Origin of the sequence: Mycobacterium shottsii, assembly GCF_010728525.1 — a bacterium.
Taxonomy (GTDB): Bacteria; Actinomycetota; Actinomycetes; order Mycobacteriales; family Mycobacteriaceae; genus Mycobacterium; species Mycobacterium marinum.
Genome location: NZ_AP022572.1, coordinates 1,713,208 through 1,733,819 on the forward strand (window position 1 = coordinate 1,713,208; position 20,612 = coordinate 1,733,819).

Sequence of the window (20,612 nt, forward strand, 5' to 3'; positions counted from 1 at the left end):
CTGTCGCGGTTGCGGCAAGCATCACGAAAAATGCCCGTGAAGCGCCCTCGGTGCATCACGTAAAAATGCCCGCGAAACGGTCGATCCTCAGCAGGCATGGGAAGTGGGCTGTCGATGTCGTCTCGGGCCGAGATCACCGCGAAGTTCGCCAGGGCGTATGTGGGGGCGCCGAAGGCGGACAAGGGGCAGATTCTGGATCAGGTGGTGGCGGTCACCGGCTGGTCGCGTGACAACGCCCGGCGGCGGTTGAGGGCGGCGGCCGCGCCGCCGGGAGCGGGTCGGCAGGTCGCCAAACGGACTCGCCGGCAACGCAATCCGAAGTACTCCTAGGATGCGCTCAAGGTGTTGCAGAAGGTGTGGGCGGCCTCAGGCGGGCAGTGCGGCCGGTACCTGGCCGCTTCCATGGCACTTCAGTTGGATGCTCTAGGTCCTGTCTGCTAATTGCGGACGCGGTGGTAGGTGATGATGGCGGCCAGGGTGGCACCGCCGAGGTAGGTCAGGGCGTATTTGTCGTAGCGGGTGGCGACCGCGCGCCAGTGTTTGTGCCGGTTGAAGCTTCGCTCGACGGTGTTGCGGTGCTTGTAGATTCGGCCTGAGAACCCCGGAGGCCGTCCTCTGTTGCGGCCTTTGGCTTTGCGGCGGGTGATCTGGTCGCTGCGCTCGGGGATGGTATGGGCGATCTTGAGCCGGCGCAGCTGTGCCCGCGTCGAGTCATAGGAGTACGCCTTGTCCGCCAGCAGGTGAAACGGGGCGTATGAGTTGCTGCACCGGGCGGCCAGCAATGGCCAAAGCATCGGATTATCACCGGCTTGACCGGCCGACAGTGCCAGGGTGACCGGACTGCACAGCTGGTCGGTCAAGGCGTGGATCTTGGTAGTCAGCCCGCCGCGGGAACGCCCAATGGCGTGGTCATCGGGCTCATCGAGATATTTCTTGTAATTCGACAGATCCCCTGTGCGGCGCCCGGGCGCGCTCCGGCTGCGTGTTGGTGGGCGCGCACACTGGTCGAATCGACCGACAACAGTGCGCCCAGGTCGGCGTCCTCGGCGTCGAGGTCAGAGGCGATCGCCGCGAAGATCCGCGCGTAGATGCCATCGACCGACCAGCGTAGATGCCTCTCGGCCACCGATTGCCAGGGACCGAAGTGCTCGGGCAGGTCACACCACGGAGATCCCGTACGGTAACGCCAGATAATGCCCTCCAGAGTACGTCGATGATCGTTCCACGGCCGGCCACGCCGCCGCCCCGCAGGCAACACCGCCACGATCAGCGACCACAAATCATCAGAAATCGCATGCGTCCGCATCACCCAAACAGCATCAGCCAAAACACCATTCACATTAAGCAGACACGCTCTAGAACGCCACGGCGAACTGGTGGACGGCCGTGACCGTTACGGCCCGGCGGTGCGTGCCGAGCTGTTGGCGATGAGCAGCGCCACGATCGACCGCTACCTGCGCGGCGCCAAGGCCCGCGACCAGATCTCGGGTGTGTCGACGACGAAACCCTCCCGCTGCTGCGGTCCTCGATCACCATCTGCAAAGCAGGCGATGAGGCCGAAGAATCTCCGGGGTTCTTCGAAGGCGACACCGTGGCGCACTGCGGCCCGACACTGAAAGGTGAGTTCGCCCGCACGGTCAACCTCACCGACATGCACATCGGCTGGGTGTTCACCCGCACGGTGCGCAACAACGCCCACCCCCACATCCTGGGCGCCCTCAAAACCGGAATTACTAAAATCCCTATAAGGTAACGGGTTTGGACTTCGACAACGGCACCGAATTCCTCAATAAGGCGGTCATCAAGTGGGCCGCGGACATGGAGATCTTCTTCACCCGCTCACGGCCCTACAAGAAGAACGACCAGGCCACCATCGAGTCCAAAAACAACCACCTCGTGCGTCGCTACGGGTTCTACTACCGCTACGACACCGACGAAGAACGCGCCGTGCTCAACCGGCTGTGGCACCTGGTCAACGACCGGCTCAACTACCTGACCCCACCATCAAACCCATCAGCTACGGCTGCAGCCGCGACGGTCACCGCCGCCGGCTCTACGACAAGCCCCAGACCCCTGGACCGGCTGCTGGCCGCCGGAGTCCTCTCAGCGGCCCAACAAACAGAGCTGCTCACCTACCGCAACAGCCTCAACCCCGCCGCGATCGCCCGCCAGATCGCCGACCTGCAAGCCGCCCTGCTCAGACTCGCCAAAGACAAGACCGAACAGCTCTACCTCGCCGCCATACCCGCCGCTCTACCCGCCCTCAAAGCCGGCATCCGCATCAAAAGCAAGACCACCACCTGACCCCGATTTCGCGGGCATTCCTTACGTGATGCATGAACCAGGTTTCGCGGGCATCTTGACTTGATGCATCACGGGTTGTCGCGGAAACGCGCGGCATCCCAGGGAGCCCTTGGCGCAGCCGTGGGTACGGCCCGGGTGGCGGGAACCGGCCCGGCCGGCTGGTGGTTCCAGAACCGCTCAACCACAAGCCATCCGGGCTTATCGGGTTAGCCGCAGACCGCGCCGATCGCGGCGGAGCCGACCAGCTTGACGTACTTGGCCAGTACGCCGGTCTTGTAACGCGGCGCCGGAGGGGTGAAATTCTGTTGACGGGCCGCGAACTCTGCCGGGTCGGTCAGAACGTCGAGCGTACGGCCGGCAACGTCGAGCCGGATCCGGTCGCCGTCGCGCACGAACGCGATCGGTCCGGCATCCACCGCCTCGGGTGCGATGTGTCCCACACAGAAGCCCGTGGTGCCGCCGGAGAATCGACCGTCGGTCAACAGCAGCACGTCTTTGCCGAGCCCGGCGCCCTTGATCGCGCCGGTGATGGCGAGCATCTCCCGCATCCCGGGGCCGCCCTTGGGTCCCTCATAACGGATCACCACCACGTCACCGTGGGTGATGGTGCCGTCCTCGAGGGCATCCAGCGCGGCCCGCTCGCCGTCGAAAACCCGTGCGGTTCCTTCGAATACATCGGTGTCCAAGCCGGCCGTCTTGACCACGGCACCTTCGGGGGCCAGGGATCCGCGCAGGATGGTGATGCCCCCGGTCGCATGGATCGGGTTGTTCAGCGCGCGTAGCACCTTGCCGTCCGGGTCGGGCGGAGCAATCGCCTCCAGGTTCTCGGCCAGGGTCCGGCCGGTCACGGTCAGGCAATCCCCGTGCAGCAGGCCGGCATCCAGCAAAGTCTTCATGACCACCGGCACGCCGCCGATGTGGTCGACGTGGGACATCACATGGCGGCCGAACGGCTTGACATCGGCTAGATGCGGCACCTTCGAGCCGATCCGGCTGAAGTCGTCGAGCGAGAGCTCGACGTTGGCCTCATGGGCGATCGCCAGCAGGTGCAGCACCGCATTGGTCGAGCCGCCGAATGCCATCACCACCGCGATGGCGTTCTCGAACGCCTCCCGGGTCATGATGTCGCGAGCGGTGATGCCCTGGCGCAGCAATTCGATGACGGCTTGACCGCTTTGCCGGGCGAACCCGTCGCGGCGGCGGTCGGTGGCCGGGGGCGCCGCGCTGCCCGGCAGCGACATGCCAAGTGCTTCAGCCGCACTGGCCATCGTGTTGGCCGTGTACATCCCGCCACAGGCGCCCTCGCCGGGGCAGATCGCGCGCTCGATGGCGTCGACGTCGGCTCGGCTCATCAACCCGCGCGAGCACGCGCCGACCGCTTCGAACGCGTCGATGATGGTGACCTCGCGTTCGCTGCCGTCGGAGAGTTTGGCGACCCCCGGAAGGATCGAGCCCGCGTAGAGAAACACCGACGCCAAATCCAAACGGGCGGCGGCCATCAGCATTCCGGGCAGGGATTTGTCGCATCCGGCCAGCAGCACCGAGCCGTCGAGGCGCTCGGCCTGCATCACGGTTTCCACGCTGTCGGCGATCACTTCGCGCGACACCAGGGAGAAGTGCATGCCCTCGTGACCCATCGAAATGCCGTCGGAGACCGAAATCGTGCCGAACTCAAGCGGGTAGCCGCCCGCGGCGAACACCCCCTCTTTCACCGACTTGGCCAGCCGGTCCAGCGAGAGGTTGCACGGCGTAATCTCGTTCCAGGACGAGGCAACCCCGATCTGTGCCTTGGCGAAGTCTTCGTCGACCATGCCTACCGCCCGCAACATGCCACGGGCAGCGGCTTTTTCCAGTCCGTCAGTGACGTCGCGGCTACGGGGCTTGATATCGGCTTCTGGCATTGCCCAAGTATGCTCGCAGGGTCATCGTCGCCAAAATCGGGACCTTATACCCCAACGGAGTATATCATGCAACTGAGTCCCTCCGGCAAGTGTGATCAGAGACTTCCGTCGGGGGAGCGTTCCGAGCGTATGGAGAGTTATGACAACCGCACACGGGTATTCGCAGCAGAAGGAAAATTATGCCAAGCGGCTGCGCCGGATCGAGGGTCAGGTGCGCGGCATCGCCCGCATGATTGACGAGGACAAGTACTGCATCGACGTGCTCACCCAGATCAGCGCCGTCAACAGCGCACTGCGGTCGGTGGCCTTGAACCTGCTCGACGAACATCTGAATCACTGCGTCACCCGCGCGGTGGCCGAGGGGGGCACCGACGCCGACGGCAAGCTCGCGGAGGCGTCCGCGGCCATCGCACGTCTTGTCCGTTCGTAACGCGAGGGTGTGTTGCGGGGCCACCGGGTTTAATGCCGCCGGTGTGGTGCGTACGGTGAGAGCAGCGTGATCGGTCGTAGCACTACCGCATTACCGGCCGATCCCGTCGCACCCGCCATGACTTCCGAAGCCCGAACCGCAACCACCGCAGCGCGACCGTGGACGCCACGAGTCGCTGCACAACTGTCTGTGCTGGCGGCGGCGGCCTTCATCTATGTGACCGCGGAGATCCTGCCGGTTGGCGCCTTGTCGGCCATCGCGCGGAACCCGCACATCAGCGTGGTACTGGTGGGGACCCTGTTGTCCTGGTACGCGCTGGTTGCGTCCCTGACGACGGTTCCGCTGGTGCGCTGGACCGCGCACTGGCCGCGCCGCCACGCCCTGATGGTCAGCCTGGTGTGTCTGACCATCTCGCAGCTCATCTCGGCGCTGGCGCCCAATTTTGCGGTGCTGGCCGCCGGACGGGCGCTGTGCGCGATCACCCATGGCTTGCTGTGGTCGGTGATCGCCCCGATCGCTACCCGATTGGTGCCGCCCAGCCACGCCGGACGCGCCACCACCTCGATCTACATCGGGACCAGCCTGGCGCTGGTGATCGGCAGCCCGCTCACCGCGGCCCTGAGCCTGATGTGGGGCTGGCGGCTGGCCGCGGTTTGTGTGACGGTCGCGGCCGCCGTTGTGACGGTGGCCGCCCGGCTGTTGCTCCCCGAAATGGTGCTTAGCGCCGATCAGTTGCAGTATGTGGGCCCGCGGTCGCGGCATCACCGCAACCGGGCGCTGATCATCGTCAGCCTGATCACCATGGTCGGCGTCACCGGCCATTTCGTTTCCTATACCTACATCGTGGTGATCATCCGGCAAGTCGTCGGTGTGCGTGGGCCCAGCCTGGCTTGGCTGTTGGCCGCCTACGGTGTCGCGGGTGTCGTCGCGGTGGCGCTGGTGGCGCGACCGCTGGACCGCCGGCCAAAGGGCACCATCATTTTCTGTGTGGCCGGGCTGACGTTTGCGTTCGTGCTGCTGACCGCGCTGGCATTCGGGGGTCACCTGGCCCCGATGACGGCGTTGGTGGTCGGGACGGGGGCGATCGCGCTGTGGGGCGCCGCTGCGACCGCGGTGTCGCCGATGCTGCAATCCGCGGCGATGCGCAGCGGGGCCGACGATCCGGACGGCGCCTCCGGCCTTTATGTGACGGCATTTCAGGTGGGCATCATGGCCGGCTCGTTGATCGGTGGGCTGCTCTATGAGCGGAGTGTGGCGATGATGCTGACCGCTTCCGCGGGCTTGATGGGCGTGGCGCTGGTCGGGATGACGTCGGCTCGCCGCGTGTTCGAGGCTCCGGTCGCGGTTGCTGGCGCAACTTCACACAACCAGTAAAGTCGCAGGTCAAAGAATCGGAATCGTCGGCTGACGGGGTTTTGGACGGTCGCGGAATGGGCATCGGGTGGCTGTGCTATGCCACACTGGGTTCCAGGACGTGACCGGAGGGATGTCATATGTCGCGCTGGACGAGAGGCCGAATCAGGGGAAGCCTCTTCGCCGCTGTCAATGCGGCCGGAGTCGTTGGCGTGCTGCTGCTGGGCGCCGGCCCCGCTGTTGCCGACCCGGATGACGCTCCCGGCGATCCGCCGGTGATTGCCCCGGCCGTACCCGCGCCTGACCCGCTGGCCCCGCCGCCGGGTCCGCTGGCGCTGCCGCCGATGCCCGACCCGCTGGCGCCGCCGCCGTTCCCCGACCCGTTGGCCCCGCCGCCGGGTCCGCTGGCGCTGCCGCCGATGCCCGACCCGCTGGCGCCGCCGCCGTTCCCCGACCCGTTGGCCCCGCCGCCGGGTCCGCTGGCGCTGCCGCCGATGCCCGACCCGCTGGCGCCGCCGCCGTTCCCCGACCCGTTGGCCCCGCCGCCATTGGTGCCGGTCGCTGCCGTTCCGGTGGCCGGGCAGGACCCGACTCCGTTCTTCGGCCCGCCCCCGTTCCGGCCGCCGTCGTTCAACCCGGTTGACGGTGCGATGGTTGGAGTGGCCAAGCCAATCATCATCAACTTCCAGGTGCCGATCGCCGACCAGGCGATGGCCGAAAGCGCCATCCACATTTCGTCGATTCCGCCGGTGCCGGGCAAGTTCTATTGGATGACTCCGACGCAGGTGCGCTGGCGGCCGTTCCAATTCTGGCCGGCCAACACCGCGGTGAACATCGACGCGGCGGACACCAAATCGAGCTTCCGCACCGGTGACTCGTTGGTGGCCACCGCCGACGATGCCACGCACCAGATGACGATCACCCGCAACGGGGTCGTCGAGCAGACCTTCCCGATGTCCATGGGCATGGCGGCCGGTAACCACCAGACGCCCAACGGCACGTACTACGTGCTGGAGAAGATGCCCACGGTGGTGATGGACTCCTCGACCTACGGTGTGCCAGTCAACTCGCCGCAGGGCTACAAGGTGACCGTCGCCGACGCCGTCCGGATCGATAACAGCGGCAACTTCGTGCACAGTGCGCCGTGGTCGGTAGGGGACCAGGGCAAGCGCGATGTCAGTCACGGCTGCATCAACCTCAGCCCGACCAACGCCAAGTGGTTCTTCGACAACTTCGGCAGCGGTGACCCGATCGTGGTGAAGAACTCGGTGGGGATCTACAACAAGAACGACGGCGCGCAAGACTGGCAGATCTAGCGGTGGCCGGTGCTGGTGCGCGCCTGAGGGCGCAATACCGGCCCTAGATCGGCCCTGAATCGCGCCCGGCGCCCAATTTCGCGAGTGCGCTCGCATGTCGGGGACTGCTGAATCCACCGCAAATTCCCGATGTCGATTTCTGACCAGGGCCGTGATGCATCAAGTCAAGATGCCTGCGAAACCTGGTTCATGCATCACGTAAGGAATGCCCGCGAAATCGGGGTCAGGTGGTGGTCTTGCTTTTGATGCGGATGCCGGCTTTGAGGGCGGGTAGAGCGGCGGGTATGGCGGCGAGGTAGAGCTGTTCGGTCTTGTCTTTGGCGAGTCTGAGCAGGGCGGCTTGCAGGTCGGCGATCTGGTGGGCGATCGCGGCGGGGTTGAGGCTGTTGCGGTAGGTGAGCAGCTCTGTTTGTTGGGCCGCTGAGAGGACTCCGGCGGCCAGCAGCCGGTCCAGGGGGTCTGGGGCTTGTCGTAGAGCCGGCGGCGGTGACCGTCGCGGCTGCAGCCGTAGCTGATGGGTTTGATGGTGGGGGTCAGGTAGTTGAGCCGGTCGTTGACCAGGTGCCACAGCCGGTTGAGCACGGCGCGTTCTTCGTCGGTGTCGTAGCGGTAGTAGAACCCGTAGCGACGCACGAGGTGGTTGTTTTTGGACTCGATGGTGGCCTGGTCGTTCTTCTTGTAGGGTCGTGAGCGGGTGAAGAAGATCTCCATGTCCGCGGCCCACTTGATGACCGCCTTATTGAGGAATTCGGTGCCGTTGTCGAAGTCCAAACCCGTTACCTTATAGGGGATTTTAGTAATTCCGGTTTTGAGGGCGCCCAGGATGTGGGGGTGGGCGTTGTTGCGCACCGTGCGGGTGAACACCCAGCCGATGTGCATGTCGGTGAGGTTGACCGTGCGGGCGAACTCACCTTTCAGTGTCGGGCCGCAGTGCGCCACGGTGTCGCCTTCGAAGAACCCCGGAGATTCTTCGGCCTCATCGCCTGCTTTGCAGATGGTGATCGAGGACCGCAGCAGCGGGAGGGTTTCGTCGTCGACACACCCGAGATCTGGTCGCGGGCCTTGGCGCCGCGCAGGTAGCGGTCGATCGTGGCGCTGCTCATCGCCAACAGCTCGGCACGCACCGCCGGGCCGTAACGGTCACGGCCGTCCACCAGTTCGCCGTGGCGTTCTAGAGCATCCAACTGAAGTGCCATGGAAGCGGCCAGGTACCGGCCGCACTGCCCGCCTGAGGCCGCCCACACCTTCTGCAACACCTTGAGCGCATCCTAGGAGTACTTCGGATTGCGTTGCCGGCGAGTCCGTTTGGCGACCTGCCGACCCGCTCCCGGCGGCGCGGCCGCCGCCCTCAACCGCCGCCGGGCGTTGTCACGCGACCAGCCGGTGACCGCCACCACCTGATCCAGAATCTGCCCCTTGTCCGCCTTCGGCGCCCCCACATACGCCCTGTCGAACTTCGCGGTGATCTCGGCCCGAGACGACATCGACAGCCCACTTCCCATGCCTGCCAAGGATCGACCGTTTCGCGGGCATTTTTACGTGATGCACCGAGGGCGCTTCACGGGCATTTTTCGTGATGCTTGCCGCCTGCTTGACGCCCTCATCGATCAGTATCGTGAGCAGCTGCGCGCCAACGATTTTCGCGCTGGCTGCCCCGTCGCGGCGGTCTCGGTCGAAGCCGGCGAACCATCGGATCGGGAACGGATGGCTCCGGTGGTCGAGCACGCGGCAGCGGTGTTCGACCGCTGGTCGGATCTGATCGCGCAGCGGTTCGTCAGCGACGGCATACCCCTGGATAGCGCCCGCGAGTTGGCGGTGACGGCGATGTCGACGCTGGAAGGCGCACTCCTGCTGGCTCGAGTGCGGCGAGACCTGACGCCGCTGGATGTTGTTCACCGCCAACTGCGCAGCATGCTGCTGGCGCAACTGCCGGAAGGAAATCGCAATGGCCACAACTGACTGGCAGCCCACGGCCTGCATCCTGTGCGAATGCAATTGCGGCATCGTGGTACAGGTCGAGGATCGTACGTTGGCGCGCATTCGTGGCGACAAAGCGCATCCGGCGTCACGGGGCTACACCTGCAACAAGGCCTTGCGGCTGGACCACTATCAAAACAGCCGAGGCCGGCTGACGGCGCCGTTGCGGCGCCGCCCGGATGGGACCTACGAGGAGATCGACTGGGACACCGCCATTGTCGAGATCGCCGAGGGGTTCAAGCGCATCCGGGATGTGCACGGCGGCGACAAGATCTTCTACTACGGCGGAGGGGGCCAGGGCAATCACCTCGGCGGTGTCTACAGTGGCGCCTTCCTGAAAGCCCTGGGCTCCCGCTACCGGTCAAATGCGTTGGCACAGGAGAAGACCGGGGAGGCGTGGATAGACGGGAAGCTCTACGGCGGTCATACCCGTGGTGAGTTCGAACACGCCGAGGTGTCGGTGTTCATCGGGAAGAACCCCTGGATGTCGCAAAGCTTCCCCAGGGCGCGGGTGGTGCTCAACGAGATCGCCAAAGATCCCGCCCGGTCGATGATCGTCATCGACCCGGTCGTCACCGACACCGCGAAGATGGCCGACTTTCACCTGCGGGTGCGCCCCGGCGCCGACGCGTGGTGCGTCGCCGCATTGGCGGCGGTTCTAGTCCAGGAAAACCTCTGTGACGAAGCATTTCTCTCCGATCATGTGCGCGGTGTGGACGAAGTCCGCGAGGTCTTGGCTGAGGTGCCGGTCGCCGAGTTCGCGCAGCGTTGCGGGGTCGACGAGGAGTTGCTGCGCGCGGCGGCGCGGCGCATCGGCGGCGCCGCCAGCGTCGCGGTGTTCGAGGACCTCGGCGTCCAGCAGGCGCCCAACAGCACGCTGGTTTCCTACCTGAACAAGATGCTGTGGATTCTCACCGGAAATTTCGCGAAAAAGGGCGGCCAGCATCTGCATTCGTCGTTCGCCCCGCTGTTCAGCATGACCTCCGGGCGCACCCCGGTGACCGGGGCACGGATCATCGCCGGACTGGTGCCGGGCAACGTGGTTCCCGAGGAGATTCTCACCGACCACCCCGACCGATTCCGCGCCATGATCGTCGAGAGCGCCAATCCCGCTCACTCCCTGGCCGATTCGGCGGCCTGCCGGCAGGCGTTCGAGGCGCTGGAACTGATGGTGGTCATCGATGTGGCGATGACCGAGACCGCCAGGCTCGCCCACTACGTGCTACCGGCCGCTTCGCAATTCGAGAAGCCCGGAGCCATCTTCTTTAACCTGGAATTCCCGCACAACGCGGTGCATCTACGGCACCCACTGCTGGACCCGTTGCCGGGCACTTTGCCCGAACCCGAGATCTGGGCCCGGTTGGTGCGCGCCCTGGGTTTCGTCACCGACGATGATCTGCGGCCGCTGCGGGAGGCGGCGCAGCGGGGGCGTCAGGCGTACAGCGAGGCGTTCCTGGTGGCGGTGGCCTCCAATCCGAGCGTGGCCAAACTGCTTCCCTATGTGCTCTACGAAACGCTGGGCCCCACCTTGCCCGACGGTATGGCCGGCGCCGCCGCGCTGTGGGGACTGGCGCAGAAGACGGCGATGACCTACCCGGATGCGGTTCGGCGGGCTGGGCACGCCGACGGGAACGCGCTGTTCGACGCGATCCTCAACGGTCGCTCCGGAGTCACCTTCACCGCCCACAACTACGAGGACGACTTCGAACTCATCAATAACGACGATCACAAGATCGAACTGGGCATTCCCGAAATGCTGGACGAGATAAGGTCACTCGCCGACCTGAAGATGTCGTTGACCATCACAGAGCTGCCGATCGTGCTGTCGGTGGGCGAGCGGCGCGCCTACACCGCCAACGACATCTTCCGTGACCCGTCGTGGCGCAAACGCGACGCCGATGGCGCACTGCGTGTCAGCGTCGAGGATGCCCAGGCTCTCGGGCTTACCGACGGATGCCGGGCCCGGATCACCACCGCGGCCGGCGCCGCCGAGGCGACGGTGGAGGTCATCGAGGTGATGCTGCCCGGGCATGCCTCGCTGCCCAACGGTTTCGGCCTGGACTACGTCGACGGCGACGGCCGAACCGTTGTTCCAGGAGTCGCCCCGAACGCGCTCACCTCGACCAAATGGCGCGACCCCTACGCCGGGACGCCCTGGCACAAGCATGTGCCGGCCCGAATCGAGGCCTGCCGAGCAGACGCGTAATCGCATATCCAGCCGCGAAACCGTGCGAGTTTGTGTCTGCTCGCCGGGGTCAGGGGTTAGTTCCAGATCCTGACCCGGCTGTGCGGAGTCAGGAACAGCTCGTCGTCCTCGGCGACGTCAAACGCGTCATAGAACGCGTCCAGGTTGCGCACGACGCCATTGCACCGGAACTCCGGCGGGGAATGCGGGTCCACGGCGAGCCGCCGGATCGCCTCGGCGTCACGTGATTTGGTGCGCCACACCTGAGCCCAGCCGAAGAACACCCGTTGCACGCCGGTGAGACCGTCGATGACCGGAGCCCGCTTACCCTGCAGCGAGAGCTGGTACGCCAATAGGGCGATGGACAGTCCGCCCAGATCGCCGATGTTCTCACCCACGGTGAACGCGCCCTGGACATGCGGCGGGCCCTCGGAAGCCGCCAGATCCCGCGGCACGTAGGCCTCGTACTGGTCGATCAATGCCTTGGTCCGGTGTGCGAACTCGGTACGGTCGGCATCGGTCCACCAGTCGACCAGGTTGCCGTCGCCATCGTATTTGGCGCCCTGGTCGTCGAATCCGTGCCCGATCTCGTGTCCGATGACCGCGCCGATTCCCCCGTAGTTGGCGGCGTCATCGGCCTGCGCATCAAAGAACGGTGGCTGCAAAATCGCTGCCGGGAACACGATTTCGTTCATCCCGGGGTTGTAGTAGGCGTTGACGGTCTGCGGCGTCATGAACCACTCATCGTGGTCGACCGGGCCGCCGAGCTTGGCCAGCTCCCGGTCGTGGTCGACCGCGTAGCCGCGCTGGAAATTGCCGTAGAGGTCGCCGCGGTCGATCACCAACTTGGAGTAGTCGCGCCATCTGACGGGATAGCCGACCTTGGTGGTGAATTTGGCCAACTTGGTCAATGCCCGTTCGCGGGTCTGCGGGGTCATCCAGTCCAGGTCGGTGATGCTGACCCGGTAGGCCTCCCGCAGGTTGGCCACCAGCTTGTCGACGCGGTCCTTGGCGTCCGGCGGGAAATGCCGTTGCACGTAGAGCTTGCCGACGGCGTCACCGGTCAGGCTCTCCACCAGTGCCACCGCCCGCTTCCAGCGGTCCCGAATCTGCTCGGCGCCGGTCAGCCTGCGGCCGTAGAACTCGAAGTCCTCGGCAACCAGGTCACTGGTCAGCCACGGAGCGCGGGCCCGGATCAACCGCCAGCGTGCCCAGCACTTCCAGTCTTCGAGGCTTTCGCTGGTCCACAGCGACGCGAAGGTCCGTAGGTAATCGGGTTGGCGCACCACCAGTTCGGCAACGGCGGCCGGGGTGGTGCCCACGGCGGTGACCCAGCCCGTCCAATCGAATCCCGACCCTTCGGTCTGCAGTTCGGCAAACGTGCGCAGGTTGTAGGTGAGTTCGGCATCGCGGCGTTTGACCACATCCCAGTGGGCCGCGGCCAGTTTGGCTTCCAGCGCCACGATGCGCGCCGCGACGTCGGCGTGGTCGGTGCTGTCGCCGCTGAACACCAGGCTGAACATCCGGGCGATGTGCCCGGGGTAGGCGGCCAGCACCGCGGCGTGGCGCTCCTCCCGAAAGTAGGACTCGTCGGGCAGGCCGATGCCCGATTGGGAGAAGTACATGAGATAGCGGGTCGAGTCCTTGGAATCGGTGTCGACGTACAGCCCGACGCCACCGCCCATCCCGGTGCGTTGCAGGGCCCCGATAGCCGCGGCCAGGGCGTCGCGATCGGCGGCGTCATCGATCGCGGTCACTTCGTCGTGCAGCGGCTGCAGGCCGACGCGCTCGACGGTCTCCTCGTCGAGGAAGCTGGCGTAGAGGTCACCGATGCGCTGCTCGTCGGTCCCGGTAGCGGCGCCCTGCTGACTGGCTTCGATGATCAGCTCGCGCACCTGCTCCTCGGCGCGGTCGAACAGGTGGCGAAATGCGCCGTCGGTCGCCCGGTCCGCGGGTATGTCGTATTCCTTCAACCAGCGGCCATTGACGTGGCCGAACAAGTCGTCTTGCGGACGGGCATCAGGATCTACATGGCTCAGGTCGATACCCGAGCGAACAGCCGCATACGTCACCCCGCCATCTTTTCACCTCATTTCAAGTGCGACGATCGGGCCATGCCAGACGACGCCGCGGCCGATACCGCCAAAGACTCCGATCCGGATTCTGCAGACTCAGCGCCCGCCGCTACCGAGGGGGAGTCGTCCGGAGAAGGGATGTTCTCCAGCTATGGCGTCGGCTCGGCCTTCCTCGGCGTGTTGTCGGTGGCCGCGGTGGTGCTCGGTGTGCTGATCTGGATCGGCCACCGCGACGAAATCTCCGAGCGCGTCTACCTGACCCGCGTCATGCAGGCCGCCGCCGAATGGACGGATGTGCTGATCAACATGAACGCCGGCAACATCGACTCCAGCCTGCAGCAGCTGCACGACGGCACGGTCGGACAGCTCAACACCGACTTCGACGCGGCCGTGCAGCCCTACCGGCAGGTGGTGGAGAAGTTGCAGACACACAGCAGCGGCCGGATCGAGGCGGTGGCGATCGAAACGGTGCACCGCGATCTGGACACCCGGCCCGGTACCGCTCGGCCGGTGGTGACCACCAAGCTGCCGCCGTTTGCCAGCAGAACAGACTCGGTGCTGCTGGTGGCGACATCGGTCGCCGAGAACGCCGGAGTCAAGCCGCAGACGGTGCATTGGAGCCTGCGGGTGGAAGTCTCCGATGTCGACGGCAAGCTGTTGGTCTCCGGGCTGGCTTCGATCCGATGAGAAACGCATGGCGGCTTGCCGCATTCGACATCTTGGCCCCGCTGGTCGCGATCGCGGCGCTGGTCATGATCGGTTTCATCCTGGGCTGGCCATGGTGGTGGATATCGGTGTGCTCGGTCCTGGTCCTGTTGGTCCTGGAAGGGGTGGCCGTCAATTTTTGGCTGTTCCGCCGCGATGCGGTCACCGTAGGCACCGACGACGAGGCGCCCGGGCTGCGCCTGGCGGTGGTCTTTTTGTGCACTGCTGCGTTGGTGGCCGCGGTGCTGACCGGATACACCCACTGGACGTCCCCCGACCGCGACTTCAACCGGGACTCGCGAAGGGTGGTCGCGATCGCCACCGGAATGGCCGAGGCGGTGGCCTCCTTCTCGCCGGGCGCGCCCAACGCGTCAGCCGACCGGGCCGCCGCGATGATGGTGCCCGAGCGGGTCGCGGAGTTCAAAGCGCAGTACGCCAAATCCAGCGCCGATCTGGTGCAACACAAGATCACCGCCCAGGCCGACACGCTGTCGGCCGGGGTTGAGGCGCTGGGGCCGTCGGCGGCCAGTGTCGCGGTGATTCTGCGGGTGACCCAGAACTCGCCCGGTCAACCGCCCAGTCAGGCCGCGCCCGCATTGCGGGTGAGTTTGACCAAGCGCGGCAACGATTGGCTGGTGCTCGACGTGGTGCCGATCAACTCCCGCTAGCCGCGTCCTGGTCGGAGTCGGCCGCGCGGGTGTTCTTGACCCGCACGAACCGGTCGGACAGGCGACGCATCCGGATCATCAGCGAAGCCGACGGGCTCACGCTGCCGTCCAGGTAGGCGGCCAGGTCCTCGGGCGAAACGCCGATGCGGGACGCGAATTCCTGTTGGCCCAGACCCGATCGATCCATCAGCAGCTTGACGTGACGGGCGACCTCGGCGCGCTCATTGGCTTCCAGATGGGCTCGGGCCCGGTCCAGCACCTCCCACAGCGCTTTGGAGATGCCAATCGGCCGGGCTCCGCCGAGGACCTCTTCCACCTGGCGCGCGGTGCGACCGTAGGGGTCGCGCTTGAGCGCGGCGGCGATGCGCTTCCAGGTGGCGATATCGCCGCTCTGTAGCGCGGAACGGATGGCTGCCGTCGGCCAAAATTCCACCGGCTGGTCAACGAAGTGCTCGCGGTTGTCACCATCGGGGCGGTGCGGCGGCTGTACTTGCGCAGGTTTCCGCTGGTCGGTTGCCAACGTCACCTCGCCTCCTCCAACATGGCTACTGCCACCGCCAGACAGCGTTGCTGGACTTCCTCCCAGTCTGCCTTGTCGTCGGGCTGGGGCCACTCAACGTCGACATCAGACGGATGCGGATCCGCAAGACGCCGAACCAGCTGGGTGGCGATCCATTGCCGCCTTGGCGGTTGACAACAGTAGTACCTGTCCATCCCCGCCAGTACGACGGCCGCGGTCTCGGGTTCCATCGCTTCGACCATGTCTGCAAGTTCGGCGTAATCCCGGCTGCTGTTACGGCTCATGATCAGGTAGCCCTTGAGACGCAACGTTTCGGCCCCGGTCGGGATCAGCAGCCGGTCCCCGGTGGGCAATTGGACGTTGGTGATTTCCACCGGGCTGCGCCGCCGGTAGCTGGGCTCTCGCCCGCCGCCCGGGCCGGCCCGCCGCTCGGAGGCGTTGGTTTCCAGCGCGTCCAGTGCGATCGAGAGCCGCCCGCGCCACACGGTGACCGGATGGACGGGGCGCTCCGCCCACGACATCGCGCGCGCGATGCCGCTGCGGTAGGCCAGGCCGACGGCCTTTCGCGCGGCCGACTGCCCGTTGGAACCGTTCTTGGCCTCAGCGGCACCGCCCGGTCCCGCGGTGTCGGTGCCGCCGGCCAGGTTGAGGCCGTCCTTGACGAGCTCGGGAATCCGCTCCGGCCCCTTGCCGACCCGCTCACAGCCGGTGAATGCGAGGGGGTCCGCCACGCAGATGGTGTCGGGTGCCAGCTGCTTGAGCTTGGCCGCCGACTTGAGCACCATGCGCAAGTCGGCGCCGGGCGGAATCGTCGCGGCGATGTCCTCGGGAATGACCACGACGTCAGCGAGGTCGACCTCGGGCAACGGCCGGTCAAAGTCCACCGACGGCAGGATCCGGCCCAGCCATCTGGGCAACCACCAGTTCCACTGCGAGAACATCGCCATCAGGGCCGGCACCATGATCAGCCGCACGATCGTGGCGTCCACCGCGATCGCGACGGCGCAGGCGACGCCGATCTCGGCCACCAGCGGCATGCCGGCGAAGGCGAATCCGCAGAACACCGCGATCATGATCAGCGCCGCACTGGTGATGGTGCGTGCGCTGGTGCTCACGCCGTAGGCCACCGCATCGCGGGTCCGGCCGGTGTGCAGGAAGCGTTCCCGGATTCGGGTGAGCAGGAAGATCTCGTAGTCCATGGACAGCCCGAAGGTCATCGCCAGGACCAGCGGCGGCACCGTGGAGTCGATAGAGGTCAGCTGGGGGAAGCCGAGCCGTTCCCCCCAGCCCCATTGGAACACCATGACCAGGCTGCCGTAGGCCGCCGCCACCGACAGCAAGGTCATCAGCACGCCCTTGAGCGCCAGTAGCACCGAATGGATCGAGATCAACAGCATCACGAAGGCGATCAGCGCGACGAAGGCCAGCACCAGCGGCTCGGTCGCCGACACCCGGTCATCGAAATCCTTGATCAGCGCGGTCGATCCGCCGACGTCGACTTGGGCGCCGCCGGCAACCTGCGGTAGCTCGCTGCGCATCCAGTCGACGGTGTGACGGGCACCCATGTCCTCGGGATCCACCGACAGCACCGCGCTCAGCAGCGCGCTGTCGTTGTCCTCGGCGAATTTCGGCGGTGCCACCGTGGTGACGTTGGGACCTTGGGCCATCCGCTGGCGGACCGCGCCGACCGTCCGGCTGTGTGCGGGCGTGGAGGCGCCGCCGTCGGGGAACTTGATCAGCACTTGGACCGGACCCAGCGCGCCCGGCCCCAGGGCCTGGGCCGCCGCGGACACCCCGGCACGGATCTCGTGCGAGGAATCGAACTGGCGTAACAGGCTGTTACCCAGCACCATCGACGCCGCCGGTGCCGCCATCAGCAGCAGCACGACCGAAGCCGACAACGCGGTGATCCAGGGCCGGTGCATCACCCAGCCCACCCAGCGGGTCCAGAACCGGGACTGGGTGCTTTCCGGCCGGCGCGACCAATGCAGCAGGGCCGACCTCTTGGCGGCGGCCCGGGCAAAGGTGGCCAGCACCGCGGGCGTCAGGGTGGCCGATGTCAGCATGGCGACGGCCACCGCGAGGATCGCCCCGGTGGCCATGGATCGCAGCGCCGGGGTGTTGATCAGGTAGATACCGTTGAGCGAGGCGACGACGGTCATGCCGGACAGCACCACCGCCAGCCCGGACGTGGCCATGGCGGCGTCCACCGCCTCCTGGGGCTGACGGCCGGAGCGCAACTCCTCGCGGAAACGCATCAAGATGAACAGCGAGTAGTCGACGGCCAGCGCGATGCCGAACATCGACACCGTCGACGTCACGAACACCGACATCGTGGTGTGCATCGACAGCAGGTAGACCAGGCCCATCGTGACCACGACGGTGCAGATCCCCAGCGCCAGCGGGATGGCCGCGGCGGTCAGCGAGCCGAACACCGCCAACAAGACGATCAGGATGATGGGCAGGTTCCAGCGCTCCGCGGCGGCGATGTCGTGCTTGGTGTTCGCCGCCGCAGCGGCGCTGAGCGCACCCTGGCCGATGACGTAGAGCCGTACCCGGCCATCCGCCGTCTGTCCCGGTTTGTCGCCTTCCACGCCGACTCGCGCGCGCAGCTTCTTGGCGAGGTCGCTGGTGCCCGCGTTGCGGGCGTCCAGGCGCAGCGACACCACGTAGGGCCGATCGGGTTGCGGGGGCCGCTGGGTGGGGTCGGGCACCTCCGAGACCCCGGGGAATTCGCCGGCAATTCGTCTCAGTTGCGCGACCGCGTCGGTGATGTCCTGGTAGCTGGCATCCGGGCGCAGGGTCGCCACCAGGGCCAGCGAGGATGCCCCCTGGTCGGGGTATTGCGCCTCGAGCACATCGTGTACCTGAAGTGACTGGGACCCGGTGACCTCGAAGCCGCCACCGGTGAGATTCCCTGACTGAGTCAGCGCCAGATAGATTGCCGGGACCAGAGCCAGCATCCATCCGGTGAACACCAACCAGCGGAATCTGCGCAGGTTGCGGCTCAGGCGCATCATGAACTGCTGGATGTCGGACTCCCCGTAATTCTCACGCGACGCGTTGCTCGCGAGCCTACCGCAGACAAATGAGGAGTAGGTCCGTTTATTGGTTGCTGAGCTGCAACGATGCCGACACTGCCAGGACGCTCGGAAGACACTGTGAAGTTCACCGGGTGGCCGCAGGGCCGCGGCGCGAGTTGGCGGTGCCCGCGCCGGAGATGGCAGTATGGCTGATGTCCACGCGGGGGACTTGGGTCGATCCGAGTACCAACCCGGGACAGTCCAGACAGATCGCGACGGAATGCGTCGCTGATCGCCGCCACTGGCGTGGCAAGGGAATTCGTACGTTATGCAATCCATGAGGAGTTATCCATGAAGTCAGGCAATGCGACAAAGCGCCGCGGGCTGTTCGCCGCATTGGTCGCCGTCGGGCTGCCGGGCCTCGCGCTCGTGACGGTGGCAGAGCCGACGGCCACCGGTGCTACCGATCCATGTGCCGCCAGTGAAGTGGCCAGAACGATCGGTTCGGTCGCCAAGCAGACGGGCGATTACCTGGACTCGCATCCGGAGACCAATCAGGCGATGACCGCGGCCTTCCAGGGCTCCGCGGGCCCGCAATCGTTCGGATCGCTGAAGAGCTATCTGGAGAAGAATCCCAAAGTCGCTAGCGACCTGCAGTCGCTGTCGCAGCCGCTGACCAATCTCTCAACGCAGTGCCGGCTGCCGATCACGCTGTCGCAGGCGGTGGGGCTGGCGCAGGCGGCCCAAGATGGCGGTGCTTTGTCGGGACTACCGGCCGTTGGGCTGCCGCTGACGCCGGGGAATCTGCCCGTGGCGGCGGGCCCGCTGCCCGGGCCGGCGCCGGCGAACCGCGCCGGCTGAGCTAGCCGACGCGTCCGGGGTTGCCCTCGCACCCGCGGTCGGGGGGCGGTAGCGGACCTTGCAGGGCCGTTTCGGCCGGGTCCTCGTACAGTTCGCCCGGGATGGGGATGACGATCGCCAGATTTGGGTCGGTTGGCGGGTCGTCAGCGTCGGAATCGGCGGCCTTCTCGGTGCGGAACATGAAGAAGAACACCACCCAGCCGATCGCGGCGATGAACAACCAGCTGATCAGCCGATAGATCAGCATCGCGGAGATGGCGTTGGGCAGGGCCATGCCGCTGGATACCAAACCAGGCACCAGCACGGCCTCGACCACCAACAGTCCACCCGGCATCAACGGGATGGTGCCCACCGCGCGGGCCGCCGCATAGGCAACGGTCAACCCGGCGACCGACGCGTGGTCGCCCGCGGCGTATGCGGCGAAGCCCAGACACGCGACGTCGGCGATCCAGTTGAAAAGCGACCAGCTAAATGCCACTCCCAAATCGCGCCGGCTCAGGCTCACCGACTCGAGTTGCATAAGAATCTGACGCCACTTCTCCATGCCGGTCGCGGCCGGCCGGCCGCGGATCGAGTTGACCCACGCCAGCACCCGGCGGCCGATTCCCTCGAGCAACTCCGGACGTGAGGCCACCGCCTGGGCAAGCAGCAGCAACGCGATGAACCCGCCCAGGGTGAACAGCAGTGAGAACGGGTTGTTCTTGGCGCCCAGGAAAAAGGCACCACCCAGGCCGAGCAGTGCCAGGCCCACCGCCTGCAGCACTCCCGACATCACCAGCTGCCACGACGCCACCACCGTAGAGGCGCCCCAAATGCGTTGCTGGCGCAGCAGGAACGTGGCCGACAACACCGGACCGCCGGGGAGGGTGGTGCTCAGCGAGTTGGCGGCGTAGAACGCGGCTTCGGACCGAAGTTGGCGGACGTGCACACCCGCGGACTTCAGCAGGGTGCGCTGGATTTGCGCGAAACTGTGCATCGACGCCGCCGCGGCCACCATCGCCGCGAGCAGCCACCACCACTTGGCCTGATACATGCTCATCCAGGCTTTGGCCAGCTGGTCCCAGCCCAGCGCCACCTCGACGGCAAGCACGATCGCGACGATGCCGAGCACAGCCCACCGCAGCCACCAGTACTTGCCACGGGGTGCCTCCGTCCCGCGAGCGCGGGGCAGCGCCCCCACACGCTGGCGGAGTTTGCGGACGGGGGCGTCAAACGACATCGAATAAGGGTAACCGCGCAGGTGATGCCACGATCGCCGCACGTCACTGACCGTGTCTGCCTCGTTCTGGGGTCG

General features: G+C 66.2%; 19 protein-coding genes and 2 pseudogenes. 12 read left to right on the forward strand and 9 right to left on the reverse strand.

The window, feature by feature from the left end; translation table 11 throughout:
* Positions 1 to 114: 114 nt before the first annotated feature.
* Entirely contained in the window at positions 115 to 330 is a 216-nt protein-coding gene (locus tag G6N41_RS08105) for a hypothetical protein (RefSeq protein ID WP_198968062.1), read from the forward strand.
* A gap of 107 nt (positions 331 to 437) precedes the next feature.
* Here G6N41_RS08105 and G6N41_RS08110 read toward each other — a convergent pair.
* A pseudogene (locus G6N41_RS08110) lies at positions 438 to 1,309 on the reverse strand (IS5 family transposase).
* Between the two features lie 67 nt (positions 1,310 to 1,376).
* Between G6N41_RS08110 and G6N41_RS08115 the strand changes: the two are divergent.
* From G6N41_RS08115 to G6N41_RS08125, 3 genes are read left to right on the forward strand one after another with little or no spacing between them, the layout of a single operon-like run.
* The gene (locus G6N41_RS08115) at positions 1,377 to 1,616 is read left to right on the forward strand and encodes a hypothetical protein (RefSeq protein WP_198913343.1); all 240 of its coding nucleotides are present in this window, start codon (positions 1,377 to 1,379) and stop codon (positions 1,614 to 1,616) included.
* Positions 1,592 to 1,753, forward strand: a complete 162-nt coding sequence (locus tag G6N41_RS08120) for a hypothetical protein (RefSeq protein WP_198913342.1) — start codon at positions 1,592 to 1,594, stop codon at positions 1,751 to 1,753. Before G6N41_RS08115 ends, G6N41_RS08120 begins: the two co-directional genes overlap by 25 nt.
* 5 nt (positions 1,754 to 1,758) lie before the next feature.
* On the forward strand, positions 1,759 to 2,304 hold the full coding sequence (locus G6N41_RS08125; protein WP_231608695.1) for a hypothetical protein: 546 nt from the start codon (positions 1,759 to 1,761) through the stop codon (positions 2,302 to 2,304).
* A 206-nt stretch (positions 2,305 to 2,510) separates the two neighbouring features.
* Here the strand turns inward: G6N41_RS08125 and ilvD are convergent, their stop codons facing one another.
* Complete coding sequence (gene ilvD, locus G6N41_RS08130; RefSeq protein ID WP_020731485.1) at positions 2,511 to 4,205, reverse strand: dihydroxy-acid dehydratase; 1,695 nt, start codon at positions 4,203 to 4,205, stop codon at positions 2,511 to 2,513.
* Between the two features lie 139 nt (positions 4,206 to 4,344).
* Between ilvD and ricR the strand changes: the two genes are divergently transcribed.
* The 3 genes from ricR (at position 4,345) to G6N41_RS08145 (ending at position 7,304) form a co-directional block, all read left to right on the forward strand.
* On the forward strand, positions 4,345 to 4,635 hold the full coding sequence (gene ricR / locus G6N41_RS08135) for a copper-sensing transcriptional repressor RicR (protein WP_011739296.1): 291 nt from the start codon (positions 4,345 to 4,347) through the stop codon (positions 4,633 to 4,635).
* 117 nt (positions 4,636 to 4,752) lie between these two features.
* Entirely contained in the window at positions 4,753 to 6,009 is a 1,257-nt protein-coding gene (locus G6N41_RS08140; RefSeq protein ID WP_198967073.1) for an MFS transporter, read from the forward strand.
* A 119-nt stretch (positions 6,010 to 6,128) separates the two neighbouring features.
* Positions 6,129 to 7,304: a L,D-transpeptidase gene (locus tag G6N41_RS08145; RefSeq protein ID WP_198967074.1), complete on the forward strand. Its 1,176-nt coding sequence runs from the start codon at positions 6,129 to 6,131 to the stop codon at positions 7,302 to 7,304.
* A 159-nt stretch (positions 7,305 to 7,463) separates the two neighbouring features.
* Here G6N41_RS08145 and G6N41_RS28235 read toward each other — a convergent pair whose 3' ends face one another.
* From G6N41_RS28235 to G6N41_RS28245, 3 genes are all read right to left on the reverse strand, one after another.
* Positions 7,464 to 8,243: a hypothetical protein gene (locus tag G6N41_RS28235; RefSeq protein ID WP_231608879.1), complete on the reverse strand. Its 780-nt coding sequence runs from the start codon at positions 8,241 to 8,243 to the stop codon at positions 7,464 to 7,466.
* Complete coding sequence (locus tag G6N41_RS28240; RefSeq protein WP_198965176.1) at positions 8,219 to 8,500, reverse strand: hypothetical protein; 282 nt, start codon at positions 8,498 to 8,500, stop codon at positions 8,219 to 8,221. The genes G6N41_RS28235 and G6N41_RS28240 overlap by 25 nt, the downstream gene beginning before the upstream one ends.
* A gap of 72 nt (positions 8,501 to 8,572) precedes the next feature.
* The gene (locus G6N41_RS28245) at positions 8,573 to 8,788 is read right to left on the reverse strand and encodes a hypothetical protein (protein WP_198968098.1); all 216 of its coding nucleotides are present in this window, start codon (positions 8,786 to 8,788) and stop codon (positions 8,573 to 8,575) included.
* Positions 8,789 to 8,891: 103 nt separating this feature from the next.
* On the opposite strand from G6N41_RS28245, the pseudogene G6N41_RS08155 reads away from it, so the two are divergent.
* A pseudogene (locus G6N41_RS08155) lies at positions 8,892 to 9,263 on the forward strand (LmrA/YxaF family transcription factor); the annotation flags it as partial.
* The gene (locus G6N41_RS08160; protein WP_198967075.1) at positions 9,250 to 11,487 is read left to right on the forward strand and encodes a molybdopterin-dependent oxidoreductase; all 2,238 of its coding nucleotides are present in this window, start codon (positions 9,250 to 9,252) and stop codon (positions 11,485 to 11,487) included. The pseudogene G6N41_RS08155 and the gene G6N41_RS08160, both read left to right, overlap by 14 nt.
* A gap of 56 nt (positions 11,488 to 11,543) precedes the next feature.
* Here the strand turns inward: G6N41_RS08160 and G6N41_RS08165 are convergent, their stop codons facing one another.
* Complete coding sequence (locus G6N41_RS08165) at positions 11,544 to 13,538, reverse strand: M13 family metallopeptidase (protein WP_198967076.1); 1,995 nt, start codon at positions 13,536 to 13,538, stop codon at positions 11,544 to 11,546.
* 42 nt (positions 13,539 to 13,580) lie between these two features.
* On the opposite strand from G6N41_RS08165, the gene G6N41_RS08170 reads away from it, so the two are divergent.
* Together G6N41_RS08170 and G6N41_RS08175 are read left to right on the forward strand one after the other, a co-directional pair.
* Positions 13,581 to 14,228 (forward strand): hypothetical protein, encoded by a 648-nt coding sequence (locus G6N41_RS08170; RefSeq protein ID WP_012392416.1) that lies wholly within the window; start codon positions 13,581 to 13,583, stop codon positions 14,226 to 14,228.
* On the forward strand, positions 14,225 to 14,914 hold the full coding sequence (locus tag G6N41_RS08175) for a hypothetical protein (RefSeq protein ID WP_198967077.1): 690 nt from the start codon (positions 14,225 to 14,227) through the stop codon (positions 14,912 to 14,914). Before G6N41_RS08170 ends, G6N41_RS08175 begins: the two co-directional genes overlap by 4 nt.
* Here G6N41_RS08175 and G6N41_RS08180 read toward each other — a convergent pair.
* Together G6N41_RS08180 and G6N41_RS08185 are read right to left on the reverse strand one after the other, a co-directional pair.
* Positions 14,901 to 15,440, reverse strand: coding sequence for a helix-turn-helix domain-containing protein (locus tag G6N41_RS08180; protein WP_012392417.1), 540 nt, complete (start codon positions 15,438 to 15,440; stop codon positions 14,901 to 14,903). The genes G6N41_RS08175 and G6N41_RS08180 overlap by 14 nt on opposite strands.
* The gene (locus G6N41_RS08185; RefSeq protein ID WP_198967078.1) at positions 15,437 to 18,454 is read right to left on the reverse strand and encodes an MMPL family transporter; all 3,018 of its coding nucleotides are present in this window, start codon (positions 18,452 to 18,454) and stop codon (positions 15,437 to 15,439) included. The genes G6N41_RS08180 and G6N41_RS08185 overlap by 4 nt, the downstream gene beginning before the upstream one ends.
* Positions 18,455 to 18,808: 354 nt before the next feature.
* Between G6N41_RS08185 and G6N41_RS08190 the strand changes: the two genes are divergently transcribed.
* The gene (locus tag G6N41_RS08190; protein WP_012392419.1) at positions 18,809 to 19,318 is read left to right on the forward strand and encodes a hemophore; all 510 of its coding nucleotides are present in this window, start codon (positions 18,809 to 18,811) and stop codon (positions 19,316 to 19,318) included.
* A 1-nt stretch (position 19,319) separates the two neighbouring features.
* Here G6N41_RS08190 and G6N41_RS08195 read toward each other — a convergent pair whose 3' ends face one another.
* Positions 19,320 to 20,537: a lysylphosphatidylglycerol synthase transmembrane domain-containing protein gene (locus tag G6N41_RS08195; protein ID WP_011739306.1), complete on the reverse strand. Its 1,218-nt coding sequence runs from the start codon at positions 20,535 to 20,537 to the stop codon at positions 19,320 to 19,322.
* Positions 20,538 to 20,612 lie beyond the last annotated feature (75 nt).

Coding starts and splice junctions, on each gene's coding strand:
- G6N41_RS08140 (WP_198967073.1), top strand. CDS start 4,753: ATGACTTCCGAAGCCCGAACCGCAACCACCGCAGCGCGACCGTGGACG.
- ilvD (WP_020731485.1), bottom strand. CDS start 4,205: ATGCCAGAAGCCGATATCAAGCCCCGTAGCCGCGACGTCACTGACGGA.
- G6N41_RS08195 (WP_011739306.1), bottom strand. CDS start 20,537: ATGTCGTTTGACGCCCCCGTCCGCAAACTCCGCCAGCGTGTGGGGGCG.
- G6N41_RS28240 (WP_198965176.1), bottom strand. CDS start 8,500: ATGGCACTTCAGTTGGATGCTCTAGAACGCCACGGCGAACTGGTGGAC.
- ricR (WP_011739296.1), top strand. CDS start 4,345: ATGACAACCGCACACGGGTATTCGCAGCAGAAGGAAAATTATGCCAAG.
- G6N41_RS08170 (WP_012392416.1), top strand. CDS start 13,581: ATGCCAGACGACGCCGCGGCCGATACCGCCAAAGACTCCGATCCGGAT.
- G6N41_RS08190 (WP_012392419.1), top strand. CDS start 18,809: ATGAAGTCAGGCAATGCGACAAAGCGCCGCGGGCTGTTCGCCGCATTG.
- G6N41_RS08160 (WP_198967075.1), top strand. CDS start 9,250: ATGGCCACAACTGACTGGCAGCCCACGGCCTGCATCCTGTGCGAATGC.
- G6N41_RS08105 (WP_198968062.1), top strand. CDS start 115: ATGTCGTCTCGGGCCGAGATCACCGCGAAGTTCGCCAGGGCGTATGTG.
- G6N41_RS08175 (WP_198967077.1), top strand. CDS start 14,225: ATGAGAAACGCATGGCGGCTTGCCGCATTCGACATCTTGGCCCCGCTG.
- G6N41_RS28245 (WP_198968098.1), bottom strand. CDS start 8,788: ATGTCGTCTCGGGCCGAGATCACCGCGAAGTTCGACAGGGCGTATGTG.
- G6N41_RS08145 (WP_198967074.1), top strand. CDS start 6,129: ATGTCGCGCTGGACGAGAGGCCGAATCAGGGGAAGCCTCTTCGCCGCT.
- G6N41_RS08185 (WP_198967078.1), bottom strand. CDS start 18,454: ATGATGCGCCTGAGCCGCAACCTGCGCAGATTCCGCTGGTTGGTGTTC.